The 26650-nt window shown below is 33.3% G+C and carries 22 protein-coding genes; 12 read left to right on the top strand and 10 right to left on the bottom strand.

What is annotated here, in order from left to right; all coding sequences use genetic code 11:
- Positions 1-56: 56 nt before the first annotated feature.
- The 6 genes from TD18_RS00320 (at position 57) to pgi (ending at position 7415) form a co-directional block, all read left to right on the top strand.
- Positions 57-1214 (top strand): homogentisate 1,2-dioxygenase, encoded by a 1158-nt coding sequence (locus TD18_RS00320; protein ID WP_040246986.1) that lies wholly within the window; start codon positions 57-59, stop codon positions 1212-1214.
- A 134-nt stretch (positions 1215-1348) separates the two neighbouring features.
- Positions 1349-2509 (top strand): 4-hydroxyphenylpyruvate dioxygenase, encoded by a 1161-nt coding sequence (gene hppD / locus TD18_RS00325; protein WP_040246988.1) that lies wholly within the window; start codon positions 1349-1351, stop codon positions 2507-2509.
- Positions 2510-2746: 237 nt separating this feature from the next.
- The gene (locus TD18_RS00330; protein WP_040247884.1) at positions 2747-3526 is read left to right on the top strand and encodes a DUF3108 domain-containing protein; all 780 of its coding nucleotides are present in this window, start codon (positions 2747-2749) and stop codon (positions 3524-3526) included.
- A gap of 5 nt (positions 3527-3531) precedes the next feature.
- Positions 3532-4464 (top strand): tryptophan 2,3-dioxygenase family protein, encoded by a 933-nt coding sequence (locus TD18_RS00335; RefSeq protein WP_040246992.1) that lies wholly within the window; start codon positions 3532-3534, stop codon positions 4462-4464.
- Between the two features lie 15 nt (positions 4465-4479).
- Positions 4480-5769, top strand: a complete 1290-nt coding sequence (locus TD18_RS00340; RefSeq protein WP_040246995.1) for a M23 family metallopeptidase — start codon at positions 4480-4482, stop codon at positions 5767-5769.
- A complete protein-coding gene (gene pgi, locus TD18_RS00345) occupies positions 5769-7415 on the top strand; it encodes a glucose-6-phosphate isomerase (RefSeq protein ID WP_040246997.1) in 1647 nt (548 codons plus the stop codon). Before TD18_RS00340 ends, pgi begins: the two co-directional genes overlap by 1 nt.
- Before the next feature lie 166 nt (positions 7416-7581).
- Here pgi and gldD read toward each other — a convergent pair whose 3' ends face one another.
- The 4 genes from gldD to mutY form a co-directional block, all read right to left on the bottom strand.
- Positions 7582-8157 (bottom strand): gliding motility lipoprotein GldD, encoded by a 576-nt coding sequence (gldD, locus tag TD18_RS00350; RefSeq protein ID WP_040246999.1) that lies wholly within the window; start codon positions 8155-8157, stop codon positions 7582-7584.
- A gap of 42 nt (positions 8158-8199) precedes the next feature.
- Entirely contained in the window at positions 8200-9510 is a 1311-nt protein-coding gene (locus TD18_RS00355) for a gliding motility-associated protein GldE (RefSeq protein ID WP_040247000.1), read from the bottom strand.
- Between the two features lie 18 nt (positions 9511-9528).
- Positions 9529-9972: a single-stranded DNA-binding protein gene (locus TD18_RS00360; protein WP_040247004.1), complete on the bottom strand. Its 444-nt coding sequence runs from the start codon at positions 9970-9972 to the stop codon at positions 9529-9531.
- 78 nt (positions 9973-10050) lie between these two features.
- Complete coding sequence (gene mutY / locus TD18_RS00365) at positions 10051-11097, bottom strand: A/G-specific adenine glycosylase (RefSeq protein ID WP_040247006.1); 1047 nt, start codon at positions 11095-11097, stop codon at positions 10051-10053.
- Positions 11098-11231: 134 nt separating this feature from the next.
- On the opposite strand from mutY, the gene TD18_RS00370 reads away from it, so the two are divergent.
- Together TD18_RS00370 and TD18_RS00375 are read left to right on the top strand one after the other, a co-directional pair.
- Positions 11232-11522, top strand: coding sequence for an HU family DNA-binding protein (locus TD18_RS00370; RefSeq protein WP_028870804.1), 291 nt, complete (start codon positions 11232-11234; stop codon positions 11520-11522).
- Between the two features lie 471 nt (positions 11523-11993).
- A complete protein-coding gene (locus TD18_RS00375) occupies positions 11994-13538 on the top strand; it encodes an Rne/Rng family ribonuclease (RefSeq protein WP_040247015.1) in 1545 nt (514 codons plus the stop codon).
- A gap of 102 nt (positions 13539-13640) precedes the next feature.
- On the opposite strand, the gene TD18_RS00380 is transcribed toward TD18_RS00375, so the two are convergent.
- The 3 genes from TD18_RS00380 to TD18_RS00390 form a co-directional block, all read right to left on the bottom strand.
- Entirely contained in the window at positions 13641-14678 is a 1038-nt protein-coding gene (locus TD18_RS00380; RefSeq protein WP_040247018.1) for an aldo/keto reductase, read from the bottom strand.
- An 89-nt stretch (positions 14679-14767) separates the two neighbouring features.
- Positions 14768-15727 (bottom strand): OmpA/MotB family protein, encoded by a 960-nt coding sequence (locus TD18_RS00385; protein ID WP_040247020.1) that lies wholly within the window; start codon positions 15725-15727, stop codon positions 14768-14770.
- 135 nt (positions 15728-15862) lie between these two features.
- Entirely contained in the window at positions 15863-16627 is a 765-nt protein-coding gene (locus TD18_RS00390; protein WP_040247022.1) for an exodeoxyribonuclease III, read from the bottom strand.
- A 134-nt stretch (positions 16628-16761) separates the two neighbouring features.
- On the opposite strand from TD18_RS00390, the gene TD18_RS00395 reads away from it, so the two are divergent.
- Positions 16762-20172 (top strand): hypothetical protein, encoded by a 3411-nt coding sequence (locus TD18_RS00395; protein WP_040247024.1) that lies wholly within the window; start codon positions 16762-16764, stop codon positions 20170-20172.
- A 94-nt stretch (positions 20173-20266) separates the two neighbouring features.
- Positions 20267-20821 (top strand): DUF3575 domain-containing protein, encoded by a 555-nt coding sequence (locus tag TD18_RS00400; RefSeq protein WP_040247027.1) that lies wholly within the window; start codon positions 20267-20269, stop codon positions 20819-20821.
- Positions 20822-20907: 86 nt separating this feature from the next.
- On the opposite strand, the gene TD18_RS00405 is transcribed toward TD18_RS00400, so the two are convergent.
- Together TD18_RS00405 and TD18_RS00410 are read right to left on the bottom strand one after the other, a co-directional pair.
- The gene (locus TD18_RS00405) at positions 20908-22452 is read right to left on the bottom strand and encodes a glycine--tRNA ligase (RefSeq protein ID WP_040247030.1); all 1545 of its coding nucleotides are present in this window, start codon (positions 22450-22452) and stop codon (positions 20908-20910) included.
- 63 nt (positions 22453-22515) lie between these two features.
- Entirely contained in the window at positions 22516-23400 is an 885-nt protein-coding gene (locus TD18_RS00410; RefSeq protein WP_040247032.1) for a hypothetical protein, read from the bottom strand.
- A gap of 174 nt (positions 23401-23574) precedes the next feature.
- Between TD18_RS00410 and TD18_RS00415 the strand changes: the two genes are divergently transcribed.
- Positions 23575-24150, top strand: coding sequence for a ComF family protein (locus TD18_RS00415; protein ID WP_316931615.1), 576 nt, complete (start codon positions 23575-23577; stop codon positions 24148-24150).
- Between the two features lie 84 nt (positions 24151-24234).
- Positions 24235-25839, top strand: coding sequence for an Ig-like domain-containing protein (locus tag TD18_RS00420; RefSeq protein ID WP_040247037.1), 1605 nt, complete (start codon positions 24235-24237; stop codon positions 25837-25839).
- On the opposite strand, the gene TD18_RS00425 is transcribed toward TD18_RS00420, so the two are convergent.
- Entirely contained in the window at positions 25826-26605 is a 780-nt protein-coding gene (locus tag TD18_RS00425; RefSeq protein WP_040247039.1) for an amidohydrolase, read from the bottom strand. The genes TD18_RS00420 and TD18_RS00425 overlap by 14 nt on opposite strands.
- Between the last annotated feature and the right edge of the window lie 45 nt (positions 26606-26650).

Consider the following 26650-nt stretch of genomic DNA (forward strand, 5'->3'; position numbering starts at 1 on the left):
CACTTTAGCTTATACATTTCAATGTATAAAAACATCAACTTTTAAATTAAAACAAAATGCCTTTTTATCATAAGCTTGGAAAAATTCCACATAAGCGACATATACAATTTAGAAAAGAAGATGGGAGCTTGTATTATGAGCAACTTTTCGGAACCATTGGGTTTGATGGAATGTCAACAAACTCCTATCACGAACAACGACCAACTCAAGTAAAAGAGATCATAAAACAATACAGCGTTGCACCTAAAATTGCTAAAAAAAACAGCATTCAATCTTACCGATTGAGAGGATTTCAAGTACAACCAGAAAACGATTATCTCGACAGTAGAAAAGCGGTACTTACGAATAGTGATTGCACGATTATTTTATCGGCACCAAAACAATCTACAAAAGAGTATTTCTATAAAAACTCTGATGCTGATGAGGTCATTTTTGTTCACAAAGGAACAGGGAAATTAAGAACACATTTGGGTAATCTCGATTTTAAATATGGAGATTATTTGGTAATTCCCAGAGGAATTATCTACAAAATAGACTTTGATACTGAAGATAATAGGTTATTTATTGTAGAATCAAGACGTCCAGTGTATACACCAAAAAGATATAGAAATTGGTTTGGTCAATTATTAGAACATTCCCCATTTTGTGAACGTGATTTTCGTCAGCCACAAGAATTAGAAACCAACAATGAGTCAGGTGACTTTTTAATGAAAGTAAAAAAACAAGACGAAATTTTTGAAATGGTTTATGCGTCGCATCCTTTTGATGTTGTAGGTTATGATGGCTATAATTACCCTTATGCGTTTTCTATTCATGACTTCGAACCCATAACAGGACGAATCCATTTACCACCACCTATACACCAAACTTTCGAAACGGATGCGTTTGTAATCTGTAGTTTTGTACCACGTTTGTATGACTATCATCCGGAAAGTATTCCAGCACCTTACAACCATAGTAATATCGATAGTGATGAGGTGTTGTATTATGTAGATGGCGATTTTATGAGTCGTAACGATATCGAAGCAGGACATATTTCACTGCATCCAGCTGGCATTCCTCATGGTCCGCATCCTGGAGCTACAGAGCGCAGTATTGGTAAGGTCAAAACCGAAGAGTTAGCCGTTATGGTCGATACATTTAAACCGTTAATGGTCACTGAAGAAGCAATGAAGATAGCAGACGAGACGTATTATAAATCTTGGTTAGAGTAGATTTTCAATAATAATCAGGAGCTATTTCCTGCTTTCCACTATATCTTTTTTGAGAAAAACAAAAAAGGATGTCGTTGCAATCAGGGCTAAAACTTCATAACAAATAAACGAATAAACAAATCAACAATATTATTATGGCAAAAGAAGTAAAAAGCGTCAATTACGGATTGGAAAAAATCTTTGAAGGCGCTCAAGATTTTTTACCACTCCTAGGAACAGACTACGTAGAGTTCTATGTAGGAAACGCAAAACAATCGGCACATTTTTATAAAACAGCATTTGGGTTTCAATCCTATGCGTATAAAGGGTTAGAAACAGGTTCTAAAGATTCTGTGAGTTATGTGTTGAAACAAGATAAAATCCGATTGGTTTTAACAACACCTCTCAATAGTAAATCTCCTATTAATGATCACATTGTAAAACATGGCGATGGAGTGAAAGTCGTTGCGCTTTGGGTAGATGATGCTAGAAAATCATATGAAGAAACAACAAAAAGAGGTGCAAAATCATATATGGAGCCAACCGTTGAAAAAGACGAATTCGGCGAAGTCGTAAGAGCCGGAATTTATACCTATGGCGAAACAGTTCACATGTTTGTAGAACGTAAAAATTATACAGGAACATTCATGCCTGGATTTACGAAATGGGAGTCAGATTATAATCCAGAACCAGTTGGTTTAAAGTACATTGACCATATGGTTGGTAATGTTGGTTGGGGACAAATGAATACTTGGGTAAAATGGTATGAAGATGTGATGGGATTTGTGAATTTCTTATCCTTCGATGATAAACAAATCCATACCGAATATTCTGCGCTTATGAGTAAAGTGATGAGTAATGGTAATGGCCGAATTAAATTTCCTATCAATGAACCAGCAAAAGCTGCTAAAAAATCTCAAATTGAAGAGTACTTAGATTTTTATGAAGATTCAGGAGTGCAACATATCGCAGTTGCTACAGATGATATCATTACAACTGTAGCTCAGTTAAGAGCTCGTGGTGTTGAATTTTTGCCTCCTCCTCCGCAAGCGTATTATGATGATATTCCAAGACGTTTAGGAGTTCATATGGACATGATGAAAGAAGATATCAAAGAACTTCAAAAGTTATCAATTCTCGTTGATGCCGATGAAGAAGGGTATTTATTACAAATTTTTACGAAACCAGTTGAAGACAGACCAACATTATTTTTCGAAATTATTCAACGAATGGGAGCTCAAGGGTTTGGTGCAGGGAACTTTAAAGCGTTATTTGAATCTATAGAACGTGAACAGGCTAAACGCGGAACCTTGTAAACTTTATTGATGATGTCATGTGTCATTTCGAGCAAAACCGATAAATTTTCTGTAGCAACAATACAAAAGATTCCTCGGTTTTGCTCGAAATAAAATTTTAGTCAAATTCTAACACAAGTATAACAGGTATATTTACTAAGGTCTCAAGTTTTTTTTTATTTTTGGAACAGTAATTGTAATTCTCCCTAGTAAAGAATAATATGTGACTCTAGAAGTTACTTTACAATTATGCATCATATGAAAAATATACTATTTATAATAAGTCTTGTGTTTGGAATGCAAATAGCTTTTGCACAAGAAAAATCTGCGTTTCAAGGAGGAGAATGGTTCAAGTTCGAAATGAGTTATAGTAATTTTCTGAAAGCAGGAAATGCAACACTCGAAGTTAAAGAATCTAATTTAAATGGAAGGCCTGTTTATCACGTGGTTGGCAAAGGTTGGACCACTGGAGCCATTAAGTGGTTCTTTAAAGTAAAAGACAGATACGAAAGCTATATTGACAAAGAGACTGGAATGCCTTATAAGTTTATTAGAAAAATTGATGAAGGAGGTCACACTAAAGATATTGAAATTGCTTTTGATCATGAAAAGCAACAAGCATTAGTAGAAAATAAAAAACACAAAACACAAAAGACAGTAGCGACTGAAAAGGATGTCCAAGATATGGTCTCAGCCTTTTATTACCTGCGTAATAATTATGATACAGAAAGTATTAGAGAGGGAGATATCGTAACGCTCAATATGTTTTTTGATGAAGAAAACTATAACTTTAAACTAAAATTTTTAGGAAGAGAAACCATTCAAACCGAATTTGGTAAAGTAAAAACATTAAAATTTAGACCCTATGTAATGGCCGGTCGTGTTTTTAAAGAACAAGAGAGTTTGACCTTGTGGGTAAGTGCAGACGACAATAAAATTCCTTTAAAAATTAAAGCAGATTTAGCTGTGGGATCTTTGCAAGCTAACTTAGAAGCTTTTAAAGGTTTAAAACACTCTTTCCAGATTCAATTTGACTAACTTCTATGGATGATTTACACAAATTTGACGACATCGTTAAACAGATACAAGAGAAATACACAAAAATAGATCAAGATACAGATGATCACTTATATGGCTTGCTTTACAGTAAGCCTATTACGTATTGGGATTATATTCAAACCGATGCGTTACTAAACCTTCAAATACAACGAACAACACTACCAGATGAGATGGTTTTTATTGCTTACCATCAAATAAATGAACTTCTGTTTAAGATGATTCTCTGGGAAATTCAACAGGTCGCAGAAAAGACTGATTTAGAGGTCGTATTTTTTGAAAAAAAACTCATGCGTATCAGTCGTTATTTCGATATGTTAACCACGTCATTTACCATTATGCAACATGGAATGGACGTTGAACAATACATGAAATTTAGATATACCTTAACACCAGCCAGTGGATTTCAAAGTGCGCAATACCGAATGATTGAGTTTGCTTCAACAGAGTTGATTAATCTTATAGATTTCAGATTTAGAAAAACCATAGATAGAAATACACCATTTGAGCATGCGTTCGAACATTTGTATTGGCAAGCAGCAGGAAAAGATTACAAAACCGGAAAAAAATCAACGCTACTTGTAAATTTTGAAAAACGTTACAAGGGTGATTTTATTCGCTTTATGCAAACCTACAATACTAAAAATTTATGGTCGCGTTTTAAAGAGTTGCCTGAAGCAGATCAAAAAAATCCTGATTTAGTAAAAGCCATGCGTCATTATGACTACACCGTCAATATCACATGGGTAATAGCGCATTACAACGCTGCAAAACACTACATTGACAGTGGTATTGGTGATGGAGAAGCGACTGGAGGAAGTGATTGGAAAAAATACATGCATCCTAAATACCAAAAGCGTATTTTTTTTCCTGAACTTTGGAGTGAAGATGAACTGAAAAATTGGGGCGAAAATATTTAATAACTACACAAATTAATGCAACCAAAACAATTATTAATAGCACTTTTTATCTGTATTGGTTTTTGGTCTTGTAAAGAAGACGATAAGAAAACGCAAACTGAAGATTTACAAACTTTTGTAGAACCCGAACCAGTCAAAGAATTTGGGTTTGTTCTTGAAGACTATATCGTAAAAAGAGATACGATAAGAAGAGGTGATAGTTTTGGCGAGATTCTTGAGCGCAATCATATTGGTTATCCCAGGATTTTTAATATAGCTGAAAAAGCTAAAGACAGCTTTGATATTAGAAAACTACAAGTAGGTAAACCCTATACGCTTTTATGTACAAATGACTCATTACAAACTCCAGAATGTTTTATTTATCAACCTAACAGCATCGATTATGTCGTTATAAAGTTTACCGATTCCATTGAAGCTTATAAAGGGAAAAAACCTATCAGTTTAGTTCAAAAAGAAGCGTCAGGAATTGTAATGAACAATTTGTCTGAAACCATGGAATCTCAAGGGCTGCCATATCAACTTATTAATGATATGAGTGATATTTATGCGTGGACTATCGATTTCTTCCGACTTCAAAAAGGCGATCGATTTAAGATTATTTACAAACAACGTTTTATTGAAGATTCTATCTACGCAGGAATTGAAAGTATAGATGCTGCATATTTTCAACATAAAGATGAGTCCTTTTATGCCTTTAATTTTATGGTAGATAGCACAAAAAATATTGCCGATTATTTTGATGAAAACACCAAAAGTTTAAGACGTACATTTTTGAAAGCACCTGTTCAGTTTAGCCGAATTTCATCCCGCTATAATTTGAATCGACGTATTGCGTATTATGGTTACAAATTACGTCCACATAAAGGGACCGATTTTGCAGCTCCTATTGGAACTCCAATTTTAGCAACGGCAAATGGAACTGTTACCGAATCCACACGTCGAGGAGGTAATGGAAAATACGTGAAAATCAAACATAATGGAACCTACAGTACACAATACCTCCATATGCAAAAGCAAAAGGTTAAAAAAGGCGAGTTTGTTAAACAAGGTGATGTGATTGGCTGGGTCGGAATGACAGGAAATACAGGTGGACCACATGTTTGTTATCGCTTTTGGAAAAACGGAAAACAGGTTGATCCTTTTAAGGAAAAATTACCAGCAGCCGAATCTATTCCTGATTCTTTAAAAACACAATACATAGATTTTATAAAACCATTAAAATCTCATTTAGATCAAATTCAATTTGAAGATCAAACTATTGAAATTTCAACCGAAGAAAACGTACTAACATCCAAAATTCAATAATGGCATTAAAAACCATCAACCCAACAAATACAAAGGCTTGGAGTAAATTACAAGCACATTTTAAAACCATTGAAGACAAGCATCTTAATGAATTATTTGAGAATCATTCCAATAGAGTAAATGAGATGACGATTCGATGGGACGATTTTTATGTAGATTTTTCTAAGCATCGTATCTCTAATGAAACACTAGACTTACTTATTGAATTGGCTAATGAAGTCGATTTAAAAGATGCCATGGATAAATATTTTAATGGTGATGTCATCAATAAAACTGAAGGACGAGAAGTGCTACATACAGCTTTACGATGTCCTGAAAAGTCCAGCGTTTTGGTTAATGGTGAAAATGTAATGCCAGAAATTTTTGAGGTAAAACATAAAATTAAAAATTTCTCAAATAAAGTTATTCACGGAGAGTTACAAAGTTACACAGGACAAGCGTTTACTGATGTTGTCAATATAGGAATTGGAGGTTCAGATTTAGGACCAGCTATGGTAGTAGATGCTTTAGCCTTTTATAAAAATCAGCTAACAACGCATTTTGTAAGTAATGTTGACGGAGATCATGTTAATGAAGTCATCAAAAATTTAAATCCTGAAACAACACTTTTTGTAATCGTTTCAAAAACATTTACAACACAAGAAACATTATCTAATGCGAATACGATAAGATCATGGTTTTTAAAACATGCTCCTAAAGAAGCTGTTTCAAAACATTTTGTTGCAGTTTCAACAAATATTGAAAAAGTAAAAGACTTTGGTATTGATGAAGCTAATATTTTTCCTATGTGGAATTGGGTGGGTGGACGATTCTCGCTTTGGAGTGCTGTTGGTTTATCAATAAGTTTAGCAGTTGGCTATGAGAATTTTGACAAGTTGCTCTTAGGTGCTAACAAAATGGATTCACATTTCAAAACAGCAGAATTCGATAAAAATATTCCTGTTATTACTGGGCTTTTGAGTGTTTGGTATAACAACTTTTTTCATGCAGAATCTGAAGCTGTCATTCCTTATTCGCAATACTTAAATCAATTTGCTACGTATCTTCAACAAGGTATTATGGAAAGTAATGGTAAAAGTGTTGATCGTAACGGAGACAAAATAAACTATCAAACTGGAACAATTATTTGGGGCGAACCAGGAACTAATTCACAACATGCATTCTTTCAGTTAATTCATCAAGGTACTAAACTAATTCCGGCAGAATTCATCGGATTTGCTAAATCTTTACATGGTAATCAAGATCATCAGGATAAATTAATGTCTAACTTTTTTGCGCAAACGGAAGCCCTAATGAATGGAAAAACTGAAACTGAAGTGATACAGGAATTAAAAGCGCAAGGACTTTCAGAAGATCAAATAAAATCGTTAACACCATTCAAAGTATTTGAAGGCAATAAACCTACCACGACGTTTTTAATCAATCAATTAACACCAGAGAGTTTAGGGAAGCTAATAGCGATGTACGAACATAAAATTTTTGTTCAAGGTATTATCTGGAATATTTTTAGCTACGACCAATTTGGAGTTGAACTTGGAAAACAATTAGCGACTACCATATTAAAAGAAATTGAAAGTAATAACATTACTGGCGCACATGATGCATCAACACAACAATTATTAGATTATTATAAAAGCGTCAAATAATCTGAATTTGACCTGTTATTTAGAATTTCAGCTACCAGTTTAGGTTCGTAATCAACACGTTATTATGTTGACAGAACGCGTGACGAGAAATCTCGATCCTAAAAAGATTGTACCTGATTTTTCCTCTGAATGACAAGCTAAAAGTAGATGTGATTAATAATTTAGGCTACTCTTTCCATGCTATCGTTTCCATGATATGCTTGATGTCATTTTTTAGATAAACAGCAGCTGGATATATAGAATCGTAATTGGGTTTTGCATAAAAATAAAGAGATCCAACAAGGAAATGATTGATGCTATCGGTTACGTAAAACTGAGATTGTGAAGCTGCATTGCCACCAACTTCATAAAACATTCCGAAAACTTTGTTTTTAGGATTTTCATAAATATCGCCTTCAATTTCATCAGCTTTTACAGTGTGCTTTTGTGTTAAATTTTGAGCATCTCTCAATAGATCGGTAAGGTTATTGTTTTCAACTTTTTTATAAGTTAAATAAACTGTTCCTTTAAGTTTAGGGTAGTTGATATCAACGCCATAAAGGTTATTCACACCATCTAATCTGATGTTAGAAATTGGGTTTGCTAATTCGTTTTTTTCAAAGGTGAAAGGTAAAGGAATATCTACTTTTTTATAAGATGGTTGTGGATACTCAAGTCGTAACATCGCTTTGGGTTTTGGAACAGGATCACTGCCACAAGCAATACAGGATATCACAATGCTTAATAAAAGTAATTTTCTCATAGTTAATTCATACAAATCAAACCAAATTAATGGTACAATATACTATTGCTTTAAAATGGTAAATTTAATGTCTTTAATGCGTTTTTTATCAATAGCTTCAATAGTAAAAACGTAATTCTTAAAATTTATTTTACTTTTTAATCTGGGAAAAATTCCAGAGATTTCTAATACAAAACCAGCCAAGGTCTCAGCCTCGCCCTTGTGATCTTCAAAAACAGATTCGTTCTCAATGTCAATAATTTTATAAAAATCTTTAAGTGTAGTTTTACCTTCAAATGTAAAATTATTATCGTCTATTTTAGTATAAATCACATCGTCATCATCAAACTCATCACTGATATCACCAACTATTTCTTCAATAACATCTTCAAGTGATACCAGACCAGAAGTTCCACCATATTCATCGACCACAACGGCTAAGTGTACTTTTTTGTCTTGAAATTCAACCATTAAATCATCTAGCTTTTTATTTTCAGGAACAAAAAACGGTTCGCGAAGTAAGCTAGTCCACTCAAACTCTTTCCGATCAATATGAGGCAATAAATCTTTTACATATAAAATACCAGTAACCGTATCAATATTATCTTTATAAACAGGAATTCTGGAATAGCCATTCTTAGTTATTTCGTGCGTAATTTCACTAAATTTTTGGGCTTCATTTAAGGCGAAAATGTCCATTCTTGGTCGCATGACTTGTTTTGTATCAGTATTGCCAAATGAAACAATTCCTTGTAAAATTTTATGTTCTTCAATGGTTGTGTCACTATTAGAGGTCAATTCTAAAGCTTGTGATAATTGATCGACACTTAGATTAGATTTTTGTTTTCCCAAATTGTTGTGAATGGTCAGAGTTACAAATCGCATTGGGAGACTTACTGGAGAAAAAACAACATCTAGCACACGCAACGGGATAGCCATAAATACAGCAAATTTCACTCGATTTCTACTCGCATAAATTTTAGGAATAATTTCACCAAATAATAAAATTAAAAAGGTGATAACCACTACTTCTAGAAGAAATCTCATCCAGGCGATCTCAACAGTTTGAAACAGTGTTTCTCCTAAATAGGCAAACAATATCACAATGCCAATGTTAATGAAATTGTTCGCAACCAATATAGTAGCCAGTAATTTCTTTGGTCGTTCTAAAAGCTTAGAGATAATTGAAAATGCTTTGGGTTGTTCTTCTAAGCCTTGGTCAATATCAGACTTTGTTAATGAAAACATGGCCACTTCAACACCAGAAATCAATGCAGAACAAAACAGTAATATAATAAGCAATAACAACCCAGAAATAAACGCTGAGTTTACAGAAATTAAAAAAAATATGAAACACGAGGGTTCAGGATCCAAAATAGTGCGTTTTAATGTTTAAAATGGTAAATCATCATTATCCTCAGCAGTTGGCTGCGATGTGGTTTCTCTTGTAGCTTGGTTAGCCTCAGGTTGCTGACTTGAGGCATTTCCAGAATCTTCATTTTTATTTGATAAAAACATGAAATCAGTACACTGTATTTCAGTAGAATAGCGATCATTTCCTTTATCGTCCTGCCATTTTCTGGTCTTCAAACGCCCTTCAATATATACTTTATCACCTTTAGTAAGGTATTTTTCGCAAATTTCAGCGGCTTTATTTCTTACCACAATATTGTGCCACTCTGTATTGGTAATACGTTCATTAGTTTGTTTATTCGTGTAGGTTTCATTAGTTGCTAAAGGAAAACGGCCAACACAGTTTCCACCATCAAAATAATGCATTTTCACTTCATCACCTAAATGCCCAATTAGCATCACTTTATTTAATGTTCCTGACATAGTTATTTGTACTTTAAGATTACAAAATTAAACAATTTGTAATGGTAGTATTAAAAGTATGAAAAAATTGTGAGTTCTTTAATAGGTAAAATTAAATTCTTCAATGAAATTGCTAATCAAAATTGACGTTGGGTAGGTTTTTAATTCTGAAATTGGAATGCCTTTTTTGGGGAGTTTATCAATTTCAACAATCCAGAATTTTGTGTGTAAATGTTGATGCGAGAGTTTGTGTATTAACGCTTTTGTATTATAAAGACTGTATTCAAATTGTAAATCTTTGAAATAGGATTTGATTTTCGGATGTGCCTTAAAGTGTTCTGAAGAAAGTTCTGATGCTGTTTCAATTAATGGAAACTGATACAAGTTGCGCCAAATACCATTGGTAGTTCTTTGTTCAAAAAGTGTAGTTTGATCAGAAGACAGAAGTACCAAAAAATTAAAATGCTTTTTGGAGACTTTAGTTGTTTTCAATTTTACTGGAAGCTTATCAACTTGTCCTTTTTGAAGCGCAACACAACTATCTTTTAACGGACAAACAATACAATAGGGATTTTTGGGCTTGCATTGGGTGGCTCCAAATTCCATTAATGCCTGATTATAGTCACCAGGATGTTCAGTATCTATTAAAGTGGTGGCAAGAATTTTAAATTCTTTAATGCCTTGGGTGGAATTAATAGGAGTATCTATTCCGAAATAACGTGATAATACGCGATACACATTTCCATCAACAACTGCAGCAGGTTCATCAAAACAAATAGAAGCAATAGCACTTGCTGTATAATCACCAACTCCTTTTAGTTTGATAATCTCTGTAAATGTAGAAGGAAATACACCGTTTAACACTTCTGCAACATATTTAGCTGATGCATGTAAATTTCGAGCTCTGGAGTAATAACCTAGTCCTTGCCAAAGTTTTAAAACGTCTTGTTCTTGAGCGTTTGCAAGTTCAAAAACTGTTGGATAATTGGTAACAAATGCTTCATAATAAGGTAACCCTTGCTTAATTTGAGTTTGTTGCATGATGATTTCAGACAACCAAATATAATAGGGATTTTTAGTGTTTCGCCAAGGGAGTTCTCGCTTATTTACTGAATACCAATTAGTTAAAACTTTCTTAAAATCCATAGAATTTTTATAATTACCACAAAAATAAATCTTTATAAGGTTAAATTTTAATTAATTACGCTTGAAATATTGAAATTAAATTACCTATATTTGCATCCCTTATAATTAATAGATAACCCTAAAAATTAATAACAATGACAAAAGCTGATATAGTAGCTAAAATTTCTGATAAATTAGGAATTGAAAAAGGAGATGTTCAAGCAACAGTTGAAACGTTTATGGAAGAAGTTAAATCATCTTTAGAAGGAGGAGATAACGTATATTTAAGAGGTTTTGGAAGTTTTATCGTTAAAACTAGAGCAGAAAAAACTGGACGTAACATTTCAAAAAATACAACAATAAAGATACCTGCACATAATATTCCTGCATTTAAACCTGCAAAAGTATTTGTTGAAGGTGTTAAGACCAATGTTGAGGTCAACTAAGACATTTAAAAGAAACATTAATTTAAAAAGACTTATTTATGCCAAGTGGTAAAAAAAGAAAAAGACACAAGGTAGCGACGCATAAGCGTAAAAAACGTAGACGCGCTAATCGTCACAAAAAGAAATAAATTGAGAAAGTAGTTTTTTAACTACTTTTTCAATTTAAACTCATCTTTATTTTTTGTTTTTGACCGAAAATGAGATAAAATTAGTTTAGATTAGGCTCTTTTTGAAAGTCATAGCTTAGCTACGAGTAAAAAAAGAAACAACATATAAATTATTTTGAACCATTTTTTAGGACATAGAAAACGTTAAGACGAGTTTAACTAAAAACAACGTTCTTTGATATAAAATTCATGAGTTTTCATTGCGTTTACCTTCGTAATGCATGAGTTTGCTGGATTAAATATCCTGTGTCAAAATAAAATCCATCTGTTTTGAAATGAATCAAAATAGATTAAAATTAACAACATGGAAAAAGAATTGATTATAAGATCGAGTTCTGATATTGTTGATTTTGCCTTATTAAAAGATGGAAAACTTATCGAGTTACACAAAGATGAAGATGATAACAACTTTGCCGTTGGTGATATATTTATTGCCAAAATACGCAAAGCTGTTCCTGGTCTAAATGCTGCATTTGTTAATGTAGGTTATGAAAAAGATGCGTTTTTGCATTATCATGATTTAGGTCCAAAATTGCCTTCTCTTTTAAAATTCGTTAAACGTGTAAGCGCAGGTAGACATACCGATTTTTTACTGAAAAATTTTCAGTTTGAGAAAGATATTGATAAAAACGGAAGCATTGCTAATGTTTTAAAATCAAATCAATCTCTTTTAGTACAAATTGTAAAAGAACCTATTTCAACCAAAGGTCCTCGTATTAGTAGCGAGTTATCTATTGCAGGTCGATATATTGTTCTCGTGCCATTTTCTGATCGTATTTCAATCTCTCAAAAGATTGAATCTAAAGAAGAAAAAGAACGTTTAAAACGTTTGGTAAGAAGCATAACACCTAAGGGTTTCGGAGTTATAATTCGTACGGTCGCAGAAGGCAAAAAAGTTGCCGAACTCGACAAAGATTTACAGAATTTGCTGAATAGATGGACAGCAATGTGTAGAAAATTAAATAAAGCACATCATCCTAGTAAGGTGTTGAGTGAAATGAACAAAGCCTCTTCAATTTTAAGAGATATTTTTGACGATTCATTCTCAAGTATTACAGTAGATGACGAAGTGCTTTATGGACAGATTAAAGATTACGTGCAAGAAATTGCACCTGCTAAAGAATCAATTGTGAAGATGTATAAAAATGGCGTACCACTTTATGAAAAGTATGGTATCGAACGACAAATTAAAACATCTTTCGGTCGCACAGTCTCTATGGCAAAAGGAGCCTATTTGGTCATTGAACATACCGAAGCGATGCATGTTATTGATGTCAATAGTGGTAACCGATCTAACAAAGAAAAAAATCAAGAGGACACTGCTTTAGAAGTCAATTTAATTTCTGCTTCAGAAATTGCTCGTCAGTTACGTTTACGTGATATGGGAGGAATTATTGTCGTCGATTTTATTGACATGGGAAAAGCAGAGAATCGAAAAAAATTGTACAATCATCTTCGTGACGAAATGAATGATGATAAAGCAAAACATAAGATTTTGCCACCTAGTAAGTTTGGTTTAATACAAATTACCAGGCAACGTGTTCGCCCAGAACGCAATATTAAAACAAAAGAAGACAATCCAAATGGTGTTGCTGGTGAAGAAATTGAAGCGCCAATTAAGGTGATTCAAAGAATTACTCAAGACCTAGAGAGACTCATCAAAAAAGACTATAAAAAGATAACCTTAAATGCGCATCCATTTATAGCAGCCTTTATAACCAAAGGGTTTCCATCAGTACGTTCTAAATGGTTTATGGAACACAAAAAATGGGTAAAAGTTTTACCTAGAGATGCTTACACATATCTTGAATACCATTTTATTGATAAAGATGGTAAGGAAATCAAATAATATCTAAAAACCCCTTTCGCATGACGTGAAAGGGGTTTTTGTTTTTAATAGTTTTTATAAAAATGTAGAGATACTTCGCTATTGCTCTAAATAATAACAATCTTAAGGCGCAGGATTAGGAATATCAGCATGAACTTCATTAATGGCATTCATAACGTCGTCACTTAATCTAATGTTAATACTCTCAATGTTTTCTTCTAATTGCTCCAAAGACGTTGCGCCAATTATATTACTGGTCATAAATGGTCTGTCGGTTACAAAAGCTAATGACATTTGAGCTAAAGACATATTGTTATCTTCAGCAATCTGTAAGTAACGTTTTGTTGCTTCCGTAGCATTCTTTCCGCTATATCTTGCAAATCTAGGGAAGAGTTTTAATCTGGCATTATCGCCTTCAGTACCTTTTACATATTTTCCGGAAAGCACACCAAATGCCATTGGAGAATAAGCTAACAAACCAATTTCTTCACGAATCGCAACTTCAGCCATATCACCTTCAAACACTCTGTTTAATAAAGAATATGCATTTTGAATGGTGACCATTCTTGGTAACCCATGAGCATTGGATTCTTCTAAATATCGCATCGTTCCCCAAGCTTTCTCATTGGAAATACCAACCTGACGAATTTTTCCAGATTTAATAATTTCGTCTAAATTGTGAAGAATTTCGTTAAAATTATCGGTCCATGTATCATCTGGATTATGCTTATAATCTCTAACGCCAAAGGTGTTGGTATCACGTTCTGGCCAGTGCAATTGATACAAATCAATGTAATCTGTTTTTAAACGCTTTAAACTATTATTTACAGCTTCGTTGAGTGCATCTTTGCTAAATCCAGTCGTTCTAATATGAGCTGTATAGTCTCCAGTACCAGCAATTTTTGTAGCTAAGACGACTTTGTCTCTATTCCCTGTTTTTTCAAACCAGTTTCCAATGATGCGTTCGGTATCTGCATAGCGTTCGGCAGTAGCAGGAACAGGATACAATTCAGCACAATCGAAGAAATTAACCCCTTTGTCTAAGGCTAAATCCATTTGAGCAAAACCTTCCTCTTGCGTATTTTGATTTCCCCAAGTCATTGTGCCTAAACATATTTTACTGACTTTTATATCTGTTTTTGGTAGTGTTGTATAGCGCATTTTAGAATTTGTTTATAAAAGGGTAAAGATAAGAAGACCTTTCAGCTTTATAAAAACGGAAAGGTCTAAATCTATGTTAAGGTTTTATCTTATAACTCATTCAAAAGTTTAGAAATCTCATCTAGTTTAGGAGTCAATATCACTTCAATACGACGGTTTTGGGCTTTACCTTGAGCAGTTTCATTATTTGCAATTGGAGCAAATTCACCACGTCCAGCAGCTGTTAAATTTTCTGGATTAATATTTGAATTTTCTCTCAAAATAGTAACGATTGCCGTTGCTCGCTTCGCTGATAAATCCCAGTTGCCGCTTAATTGCTCGTTTCCTTTATACGGAACATTATCTGTATGACCTTCAATTAGAATGGCGATTTCTGGATTTTCAGCAAGTACTTCACCTAATTGTTTTACGGCTTGTTTTCCTTTTGAACCTACTGCCCAGCTTCCAGATTCAAACAATAATTTGTTTTCCATAGACACATAGACTTTTCCATCACGTTGTTCAACGGTTAGTCCATTGCCCTCAAAATTGGTTAAGGCTTTTGAAATGGCATTTTTAAGTTTTGTCATGGCTGCATCTTTAGACGCAATAACACTTTCAAGTTCAGCGACACGTTGCGATCGTGCTTCAAGTTCTTGTTTCAATTTGTCAAGTCTAGCATTTTCTGCAATTAAGGCTTGTTCTTTTGCCTCTAGCTGAGCTAGTAATTCACGATTTCTCTTAGCGTTTTGAGCAATTGAAGCAGAACTGTTTTCTTCGAGAGCATTATACGATGCATTTAAGTTATCTAGATTTGCTTTGGTAGCATCGTAATCTGCTTGTAATTTGTTGCGTTGTGCTAGCGTATTTTCATAATCCTTCTGAAGCTTTGCCAAATCATTTTCAGCTTTATTTAAGGCATTCTCTAAATCTTTATTGCTATTTGAAAGTTTGCGATTTTCCTTTTTTAAGTCCGCATATTTATTTTCTAAATCTGTATAGATTTTTTTAGAAACACATGAGGTTGTAAGAATTAAAGTCAGTGCTATTAATGACAATTTTTTAAACATAGGTTTTGATATTTAGTTGTTGATTTGATTATTGTTTATTTGTATTGTTATGTGTTGTAAAGGTGTTACATTAAGTAAAATTACTACGCTTTTTATTCATAATTTTTTAGCTGCTAACTGAAGACTGAATACAGTTTACTCCGAATCTATTTCAATTAAAATCGGACAATGATCACTGTGGACAGCTTCCGAAAGAATAACGCTTCGTTTGATATTTTCTTGTAATGGTTCACTGACCATTCCGTAATCTAATCGCCAGCCTTTGTTATTTGCTCTGGCATTTGCTCTGTAACTCCACCAGCTATATTCTTGTTTTTCAGGATGTAAATATCTAAATGAATCAATAAATCCACTATCTATAAAGTTTCCAAGCCATTCTCGTTCTTCAGGTAAAAATCCTGAAACGCCTTTCATTTTCGGATTATGAATATCAATTTCTTCATGACAAATGTTATAATCACCAAGAACTACCAGATTTGGAACTTCAATTCTTAATTCATTTAAATACTGATGAATCATATTCATATATTCAAATTTATGAGCTAGCCGATCATCATTTGTGCCAGATGGCAAGTACATGCTCATTACAGATAAACCATCAAAGTCTGCTCTTAGATTTCGACCTTCAAAATCCATCGATTCAATGCCTGTTCCATATTCCACATGATTGGGTTCAGTTTTACTTAATATAGCAACTCCACTATACCCTTTTTTTTGTGCACTAAACCAATAGTTGTATTTATAACCAGCATTTTCAATAGCTTCTATATCAACTTGCTCTTTCATGGCTTTAATTTCCTGCAAGCAAATTACATCTGGATTTGCATTTTTAAGCCAGTCGATAAAACCTTTATTCATTGCTGCTCTGATGCCATTGACGTTATAAGATGCTATTTTCATGATATAAATTTATTAGATATTTTATGTTTAATGCTATTATCGCCCTAAATTAAATAATACTGTACTTTTACACTATTATTTTAAGGAGCTTTTAACCATAAAATAATTTCTGTCTTTAGAAGTTTATACTGTACATGAAAATTGCTATTTCTTTCATCTGTTTTATTATAGGTTGTTCTGCGTTTGCGCAAGAGCCAATCTCTAATTACAGAACAAAAAAAGTAGCGGTTAAAGATTCCATAAAAATTGATACTGTAAGCATTAATACCAGCAGTTTTAAGTTGAGGCGAAAGGATAATACCATTATTGATTCGTCATATTATCACATTGATTTTTCAAAAGCCTTATTAACATTTAAAAAACCGATTGAAACAGACTCAATTGTTATTGACTATTTGAGGTATCCAGATTTTATGACTCGAAAGTATTTTCAGTTGGATGAACGAATTATAGTTGAAAACACAGACAACCTTCAGCGTTTATACAAGTTAAATCAATCTAATGTACAACGTTCGTTTTTGCCATTTGATGGTTTGACCACTTCAGGAAGTATTTCTCGTGGTGTTACGATTGGGAATAATCAGAATTCTGTTTTAAATAGTGAATTGGATTTGCAAATCTCCGGAAAGTTAAGTGATAAAGTGTCGTTGAGAGCATCCATTCAAGATGCTAATATTCCCTTACAGGAAAGTGGTTACTCACAACGATTAGATGAATTTGATCAGGTATTTATCGAGCTTTTCAGTGATACTTGGAATATTAGAGCAGGTGATATTGATCTCATAAACGATAATAGTTATTTCGCGGCATTCACTAAACGAGTTCAAGGTTTGTTTGTGAATGTAGATTTTGATAAAGAAGATTCACAAACCAATGTGTTTGCTTCTGGAGCTTTGGTTCGAGGTCAGTTTACAAGTAGTCAGTTTACGGCTCAGGAAGGCAATCAAGGACCTTATAAGTTACGAGGACCAAATAGTGAATTATTTGTTTTAATTGTCTCTGGAAGTGAAACAGTTTATGTCAACGGAATTGCTATCGAACGAGGTGAGAATAAAGATTATATCATCGATTATAATGCTGGTGAAATTATTTTTAACTCCACGTTTCCGATTACGTCCGAAATGCGTATTACTGTTGATTACCAGTTTAGTGAACGAAATTTTTCCCGTTTTACTGTTTTTGGAGGCGGAAATTATGAAACTGAAAAGCTTAAATTAGGTGTTTCTGTATATTCTGAAGTCGATTCAAAAAATCAGCCCTTGCAGCAAAATTTGTCCTCAGAACAAGTAGATGTTCTTGCTCAGGCAGGCGATAATCAGTCTCTGATGGTTGCGCCTTCAGAGGTTTCTGAAGCGTTTAATGAAAATCGTATTTTATATCGGAAAGAGATTGTTGGAGGCGAAGAAATCTTTGTATTTTCAAACAATCCTGAAGATGAATTGTTTAGTGTTCGCTTTACGCAAGTCGGTATCAATCAAGGAAATTATATCATTGTAAACAGTAATGCCATTAGCAATATCTTTGAATATGTTCCTCCTGTAGGTGGTGTGCCTCAAGGAAGTTATGAACCTATTGTACAATTAATTGCTCCAGTAAAATTGCAGGTTGCTGTCGTTAATGGAACTTATAAGCCTACGGAAAAAACTGATATTTTATTCGAATTTGCTGGAAGTAGAAATGATTTGAATTTGTTTTCAGATCTTGATGATGCCAATAATGATGGTTTTGCTGGAAAACTAACGCTTAGACAGCAAGTTGTAAAAACCGATAGCTTATGGAATTTGAATGCCTATGCTGATGCCGATATTATTCAGAAAGATTTCAGAACCATTCAACGTCTCTACAGACCTGAATTTAATCGAGATTGGAATTTAGAAGATCCACTCGGAAATCAAAGTTTATTGTCTTCAGGTGTAGAAGTATTTCATCCAGAAAAAGGAATCGCCAATTATAAATTTGAACATCTCAATTACTCTGAAAACTTTAACGGGAATCGTCATAATCTTCTGGCAAATCTTAGGTTAAAACAATTTAATGTTTATACAACGTCAAGTTATCTGACTAATAATAGCAGTACTTCACAATCTACATTTTTGCGTTCTTTTAATCGTGTGGTTTATAATTTTAAAAAGCAATGGGTTGGCACAAAACTCGCTATGGAAGATAATGAGCAACGGCTTAAGTCCAATGATTCGTTAACGAATTTAAGTCAGCGATTTACATCCTACGAGGTTTTTACAGGAATAGGAGATAGTACCAAAGTTTTTGTAGAAGTTGGTTATAAACGACGAGTGAATGACAGTTTACGAATGAATCGCATTGAAAAAGTGAACAGCTCAAACACTTATTATCTTAAATCTCGAATCATCAAAAACCAAAATACAGACTTGGCTATTTTTGCAAATTACAGACGGTTGAAGCAAGAGGACCAAAGTTTGGAAGATGATCAGTCCTTAAATTCAAGATTGAATTTTAATCAGAAGCTATTTAATAATTTAATTATTTGGAATACTGTTTTTGAAACGAATTCAGGAACACTTCCTCGACAAGATTTTACCTATGTAGAAGTGGAGCCAGGTCAAGGAGCTTACACATGGATTGATTACAATAACAATGGTGTTCAGGAGCTCGACGAATTTGAATTGGCGCAATTTGTTGACGAAGGAAGCTTTATTCGTGTGCTACTGCCTAATCAGGTTTTTGTGAGAACGCATCAAAATAGGTTGAGTCAGACCTTAACGATTAATCCACAACAATGGTCAGGCTCAGAACATAAAACTAAGAAATTCTTGTCGCATTTTTATAATCAAACGTCATATTTAATTGATAGAAAGGATGAAAGAGAAGGTAATACTTTTGATTTGAATCCGTTTTCAACTGATGATGAAAATCAGCTTGCACTTAATAAAAGCGTAAGAAATGTCTTGTTTTATAACCGAGGAAAGCAGAATTACACAACTTCTTACACGTTTCTAAACAATACAAATCGATCGGTATTATCTGTAGGATTTCAGGAAAATAAATTGCAAAGTCATCAACTTCAGTTTAATCATAAATTTGCTACTAGTTGGTTGATTAATTTCGAATCGAGTTTAGAAATCAATGAAAGTATCAATGAAAATTTTGTGGCTCGTAATTATAATCTAGATCAAAGACGTTTTGAACCTAAACTCTCTTATATTTTTAATGACAATGCGCGCTTTGATGTATTCTATCAATATACGACTAAAGAGAATACGGTTGGCGACATGGAAGGTTTACTGCAAAATAATTTTGGCTTATCATTTACCTATAACAATGCTCAAAAGATTGCTTTGACAGGTGAGGTCAATTATTTCAAAAACGAATATGATGGTAACCCAAACACTCCAGTCGCTTATCAAATTCTGGAAGGGTTACAACCAGGAAATAATTTTACGTGGAGTTTATTAGCACAAAAGAAACTGACTAAGTTTTTAGATTTGAACTTAAATTACTTCGGAAGAAAAACAGAAACCAGTAAAACCATTCACACAGGAACAGTTCAGTTGAAGGCTTATTTTTAAGTGTAAAATATTATTTTTCATACGCAAGCTTTTTATTATCATTGTATCTTTAATTATGCTGTTAAAAACGAAACTTAATTTAGATTATTAAACCATGAAAAAATGTATTCTAACGTTACTATGTTCCTTATTCGTTTTATCAATTTTTGCTCAAGATGACCAAGTTGAAGATGTTTTAGTTCGTTCAAATGAAATCAAAATAAATGCATTATATACTGTTGTAGGTGCTTTTGATATTACTTACGAACGCTTGCTAAATGAGGAATCTGGTGTTGGATTAAATGTGTTTTTTCCTTATGATGAGGATATAAAAGACGACATTAATTATTATGTTTCACCATATTACAGACTGTATTTTGGCAATAAATATGCTTCAGGTTTTTTTGTAGAAGGATTTGGAATGTTACACTCTACCAACTATAGAGAATCACTTATTTATTTTAATGAATTTGATCCTACATTTAATATCGAGGAAGTAGAAAAAACTGAAACGAATTTTGCACTTGGTATTGGCACAGGAGGTAAGTGGTATACAAAGAGTGGTTTCGTTGGTGAATTGAGCTTTGGTTTTGGTCGTAACCTATTGAAAAGCGATTACAATTCCGAATTTGTAGGTAAACTTGCTATTACTGTTGGGTATCGCTTTTAAAGTTTTAATCCATTTATCTTAAATAAAAACTCCCAACCTTTATAGATTGGGAGTTTTTCTATTGAGATTTCTACCTTCTCTAGAATTTATGATACCATTTTTTGAAGCCAATGTTTGACGTCAACTGCTTTTTTAATAATGGCTCTTAGGTCTTCAATATTAACACGTTGTTGTTCCATCGTATCTCTATGGCGAATGGTTACCGTGTTATCTTCTAATGTATCGTGATCTACAGTAATACAAAATGGTGTACCGTTGGCATCCTGTCGTCTGTAACGTCTTCCAACAGCATCTTTTTCATCATAGTCCACAGTGAAATCCCATTTTAAATCATCAATGATTTGTCTGGCAATTTCTGGTAAGCCATCTTTTTTCACTAAAGGTAAAACAGCAGCTTTTGTTGGTGCCAAGACAGCAGGTAATTTTAAAACAGTTCTAACACTTCCATCTTCAAGTGTTTCATCTTCTAAAGCATTAGAAAACACAGCCAGGAACATACGATCTAGACCAATAGAGGTTTCTAGAACATAAGGCGTATAACTTGCATTATCTTCATGGTCGAAGTATTGTAGTTTTTTGCCAGAAAACTCTTCATGCTGTTTTAAATCGAAGTCTGTACGGGAGTGAATGCCTTCTAATTCTTTAAAACCAAAAGGAAATTTAAACTCAATATCTGTAGCTGCATCAGCATAGTGTGCTAATTTCTCATGATCGTGAAAGCGATAGTTGTCTTCACCCAAACCAAGCGATAAATGCCATTTCATTCGCGTTTCTTTCCAGTGGTCAAACCATTCTTTTTGAGTTCCTGGTTTGATGAAGAATTGCATTTCCATTTGTTCAAACTCACGCATTCTAAAAATAAACTGTCTTGCAACAATTTCATTTCTAAATGCTTTTCCTGTCTGTGCAATACCAAAAGGAATTTTCATACGTCCAGTTTTTTGAACGTTTAAAAAGTTAACGAAAATACCTTGAGCTGTTTCCGGACGCAAGTATAAATCCATTGCATGTTCTGCACTAGCACCTAATTTGGTGCCAAACATTAAATTGAACTGCTTAACATCTGTCCAGTTTCTAGAACCTGTAAGCGGATCGGCAATTTCTAGTTCTTCAATCAATGCTTTAACATCTGCTAAATCTTCTTTTTCAAGTGATTGTCCTAAACGTTTAAGAATGGTATCTATTTTTTCCTGATAGCCTAAAACTCTTCCGTTAGTTGAAACAAATTCTTCTTTATTAAAAGCATCTCCAAAACGTTTTTCGGCTTTGCTAATTTCTTTTTCTATTTTATTTTCAATTTTAGCGCAGTAATCTTCCACTAAAACATCAGCACGATAGCGTTTTTTAGAATCTTTATTATCAATTAAAGGGTCATTAAAAGCATCAACGTGACCTGAAGCTTTCCAGGTTGTTGGATGCATAAATATTGCGGCATCAATACCTACAATATTCTCATTCATCTGAACCATGGCTTTCCACCAGTAGTCACGAATATTTTTTTTAAGTTCTGCTCCATTCTGAGCATAATCATAAACTGCACTTAATCCATCGTAGATTTCACTACTCTGAAACACGTAACCATACTCCTTTGCGTGAGAGATTACTTTTTTAAATTGATCGTCGTTTGCCATGATGCAAAAATAAAAAACCACTCCAATTTATAGAGCGGTTTTTAAGAAATTATATAATGTTAGTTAATTTAAATTTACTTGAGTACTTCCTAATTTGCGATCCTTATTAAATACATTAATAAAATACGTGCCTTTAGTAAGTGGTTTTTCATCTGCATCTGCCTCAATATCAACACATATATCAATGACCTGATTGTTGTATTCTACTATTTTTTTAGAACTGTATATTAAGGAGTTATCACCAAAACTAATGGCACCTTTATCGGAAACCACATTGTTTTGAGGATTTACAATTTGAATGTAGATTTCTTTTTCTCCTTGTTCAGTCAATGCGTTTTCAGCAAGTGTAAAACAGACCTCTATTTGATCTACTTTTTTAGCCATGTTTGAAGGACGTTTTTTTCCAAGAACTTTAAAGTACGATTTGGCTTCAAAGGAGTTAGCAGTAAGTAATGCTCCCTTTTCTAAGCTCCTGTTTAAATATTCATTTTCTTTCAACAAGGAATTGTTAGCTCGCCTTTGCTTTACTAATTCAGAGAAAGCGATTGACTTCTCCTCTTCAAGATTTTGATTGACTATATCAAGGGAGTCTATAACTTTAAATAAAAAATTATTTTTAGATTTTAAACTGTAGAGCTGATCTTTGAATCGTGAAATAACAGTAAGGTCGCTTTTGAGCATACTAAGTGAATCTAAAACAAGTCTAGTATTCTTTTTAGCAACTTCTAATTCTGAAGCGATTATATCATTAGAAATAGAAACATCGTCATATCTGGTTATCATTTGTGATAACTCGCTTTCAACAAGCTTCTTTTCTTGTTCTAAAAATTGCTGATGCGCTTCAATGGATTGATAATTAGTAAAACTAAAAACGCTTAAAACTGTAACGGCAACTATTAATGAACCAATAATTAATCTATAGTTAAATAATTGAGGGTTAACTATCATTATTAATTTTGTTATTTTACTTTGCGAAACTAGAGAATATGATTACGATAATTTATTTTAATCGATGAAATGGTAATAAATTTGTTAAACTTGTTTTTTCCTAAGGTTTGTTTGGCTTGTCAAAACTATTTGACGGACAATGAACTGCATGTTTGTACACAATGCAGGCATCAATTGCCATTAACAAATTTTCATTTTGATAAATCGAATGCAGTTCATAAAATGATGTATGGACGTGTCAAACTAGAGGAGGCAACAGCGCTGTTACATTTTTCAAAAAAAGGAATTGTACAACAACTTATGCACAATTTAAAGTATAGAAACCAAGAGGTTATAAGTAAGTTCTTAGGCGAATGGTTAGGTGAAGACCTTAAAAATTCTGAAGCTTATAAAACCATTGATGTTGTAGTGCCTGTACCATTGCACAAGTCAAAACTAAGGCAGCGAGGTTATAATCAGGTTGATAAATTTGGAAGAGCACTTGCAAACGCTTTACAAGCTGATTATAATTGTGATACGTTAATTAAGAAATCTGCAACTAAGACTCAAGTGTTTAAAGATCGCTTAAAACGAAGCTCCAATACGGATGCAAATTTTACAATTTCTGAAAAAGATTCGTTAAAACACAAACATATTTTATTAGTTGATGATATTATTACCACAGGTGCAACTATAGAATCATGTGCGAATGCGCTTTTTACAATTGAAGGTATAACGCTTAGCGTCGCAACTATGGCAATTACAGATTAGCGGTAAGTCTATTGTCAAAACCAAGTTAATTGTTTTGACTATGATTGAAATAGTTGTTAATTTGTTTAAAATTTAGAAGCGACAATGCACACAAAATGGTTTAAAATTTTAGTCTTAGTGTTAGGTATAATGATGCTTAACAGCTGTGCAAATAGAGGAAGACCAACTGGTGGTGAAAAAGATAAAGAGCCACCAATAATTACAAAAGCAATTCCTGAAAATTTCTCGACGAATTTTAAAGGGAATGAAATTCGTATTTACTTTAATGAGTTTGTAAAGGTGAAAAATTTGCAAAAGCAACTTATCATTTCGCCTCCAATGGACATAGAACCTACTATTACTCCATTAAGTACTGCAAGTAAATATATCAAAATTGTTATTAATGATACGCTCGAAGACAACACGACTTATGCCTTCAATTTTGGGCAGAGTATTGTTGATAATAATGAAGAGAATCCTTACGATTATTACAGGTATGTGTTTTCTACAGGAGATGTTATCGATTCACTTTCCGTTAAAGGTTTAATTGTTGATGCCGAAAAGTTAAAGCCAGATACCTTTGTTTCCGTAATGTTGTATGAATTGGATTCAACCTATACCGATTCGACAGTTTTTAAACAAAAGCCCAAGTATATTACAAACACGCTCGATAGTTTAACCACATTTAGTATCGATAATATTAAAGAAGGAAAGTATAAACTCCTGGCGCTTAAAGACAATAATGGAAATTTCACGTTTCAACAAAAAAACGATAAAATAGGATTTTATGAAGGAGTGGTTTCAGTGCCAGCAGACACCACTTACACACTTAAATTGTTTAAAGAAGAACTTGATTTTGATGTGGTGAGACCGAAACAAATCGCAGGTCAGAGAATTGCTTTTGGGTATGAAGGTGATTATGAAGATATGAGAATTGAAATTTTAGGAGAATTGCCTGAAGGTTTTGAAACCCGAATCACAAAAGACAAAACCAAAGACACCTTGTATTATTGGTACAAACCAAAAATTGAAATTGATTCTGCATTATTTGTTGTCACGAATAAAACCTTTGTTGATACCTTAACTCATAAGTTTCGAGATATTGACAAAGATTCACTGGTTATTAAAGCTGTAAATTCTGGAACTTTAAATTTTTCTGAAGACTTTATCGTTGAAGGTACAGTGCCTTTTGTAAATATCAATGAAAATCAGGTCACGATATTAGATCAAGATTCAATCAGTGTTCCCTTTACAACAAAATTTGATCAACTTGATAATAGCTACTATTTCAATTTTGAAAAGAAAGAATCAGATAAATATAGTATTCAAATGTTGCCAAATACCTTTGAAGACTTTTTTGGAAATGTTAATGATACCTTGAATTATTCCGTTAGAACAAAAACTTTTGCAGATTACGGTAATATTAGAATTCAATTGAAAAATGCTGAATATCCAGTTATTGTTCAAATAACCACAGAAAAAGGAGAGGTTAAATATGAGCAGTTTGCAACTGAAGAACGCCTGTTTGATTTCAGAAATATCAATCCTGGATCTTATTATATTAGAGTTGTTTTTGATGCTAATGGCAACCAAAAATGGGATTCCGGAAGTTTTTTAAATCAGAGACAACCTGAGCGAATTAGCTATTATCCTGATATCATTGACGGACGAGCAGGCTGGGATCAGGTATTCGAGTTTATTTTAAAGTAAATGCGTCCTGATCGTTGAGAAAACCAAGTTTATTGCGATAAGTTTCGATATGAGTTTTACTTAACGTGACAATGTCTGTGGCTTCTTTATCCTTTGGAATGGTATCAATTCGTTTTCCCAAAACATCATAAGCTGCCGAATGTCCAGAATATTCATGATTATTAGCATCAAGACCAACACGATTGATGCCAATGCAATAACTCATGTTTTCAATAGCACGAGCTTGTAATAAAGCATCCCAAGCATTTACTCTTACCTTAGGCCAATTAGCGACGTAAAAGACAAGGTCGTAATCTTCAGTATTTCTTGCCCAGACAGGAAAGCGTAAATCATAACAAACTAAAGGTTTAATTCTCCAGCCTTTATAATCTATAATTACGTTATGTTGCCCAGCTTTATACACCTTATGTTCACCAGCTAATGTAAAGGTGTGTCTTTTGTCGTAATGAATTATGGTGCCATCTGGTTGAACAAAAACTAATCGGTTATAAAATACATTATGTTCTTCAATGACAAGGCTTCCCGTTATTGCAGCATTTTTTTTCTTGGAAAGTGTTTTCATCCAAATTATTGTTTCACCTGTCATAGTCTCAGCAATGTGTTTGGCATTCATTGTGAAACCAGAAGTAAACATTTCAGGTAAAATTATGAGATCTACAGGCTCAGATATGTCAGCTATTTTTGAGCTAAAATTACGCCTGTTTTGCTCTGGGTTTTCCCAAATCAGATTGGATTGGATTAAGGCAACTTTTAGTTTAGTGTTCATGTACTAAAATTACAAATTTTAGTCATAAAAAAATCTATTTCAATT

Origin of the sequence: Psychroserpens mesophilus, from assembly GCF_000826645.1 — a bacterium.
GTDB classification, from domain to species: domain Bacteria; phylum Bacteroidota; class Bacteroidia; order Flavobacteriales; family Flavobacteriaceae; genus Psychroserpens; species Psychroserpens mesophilus.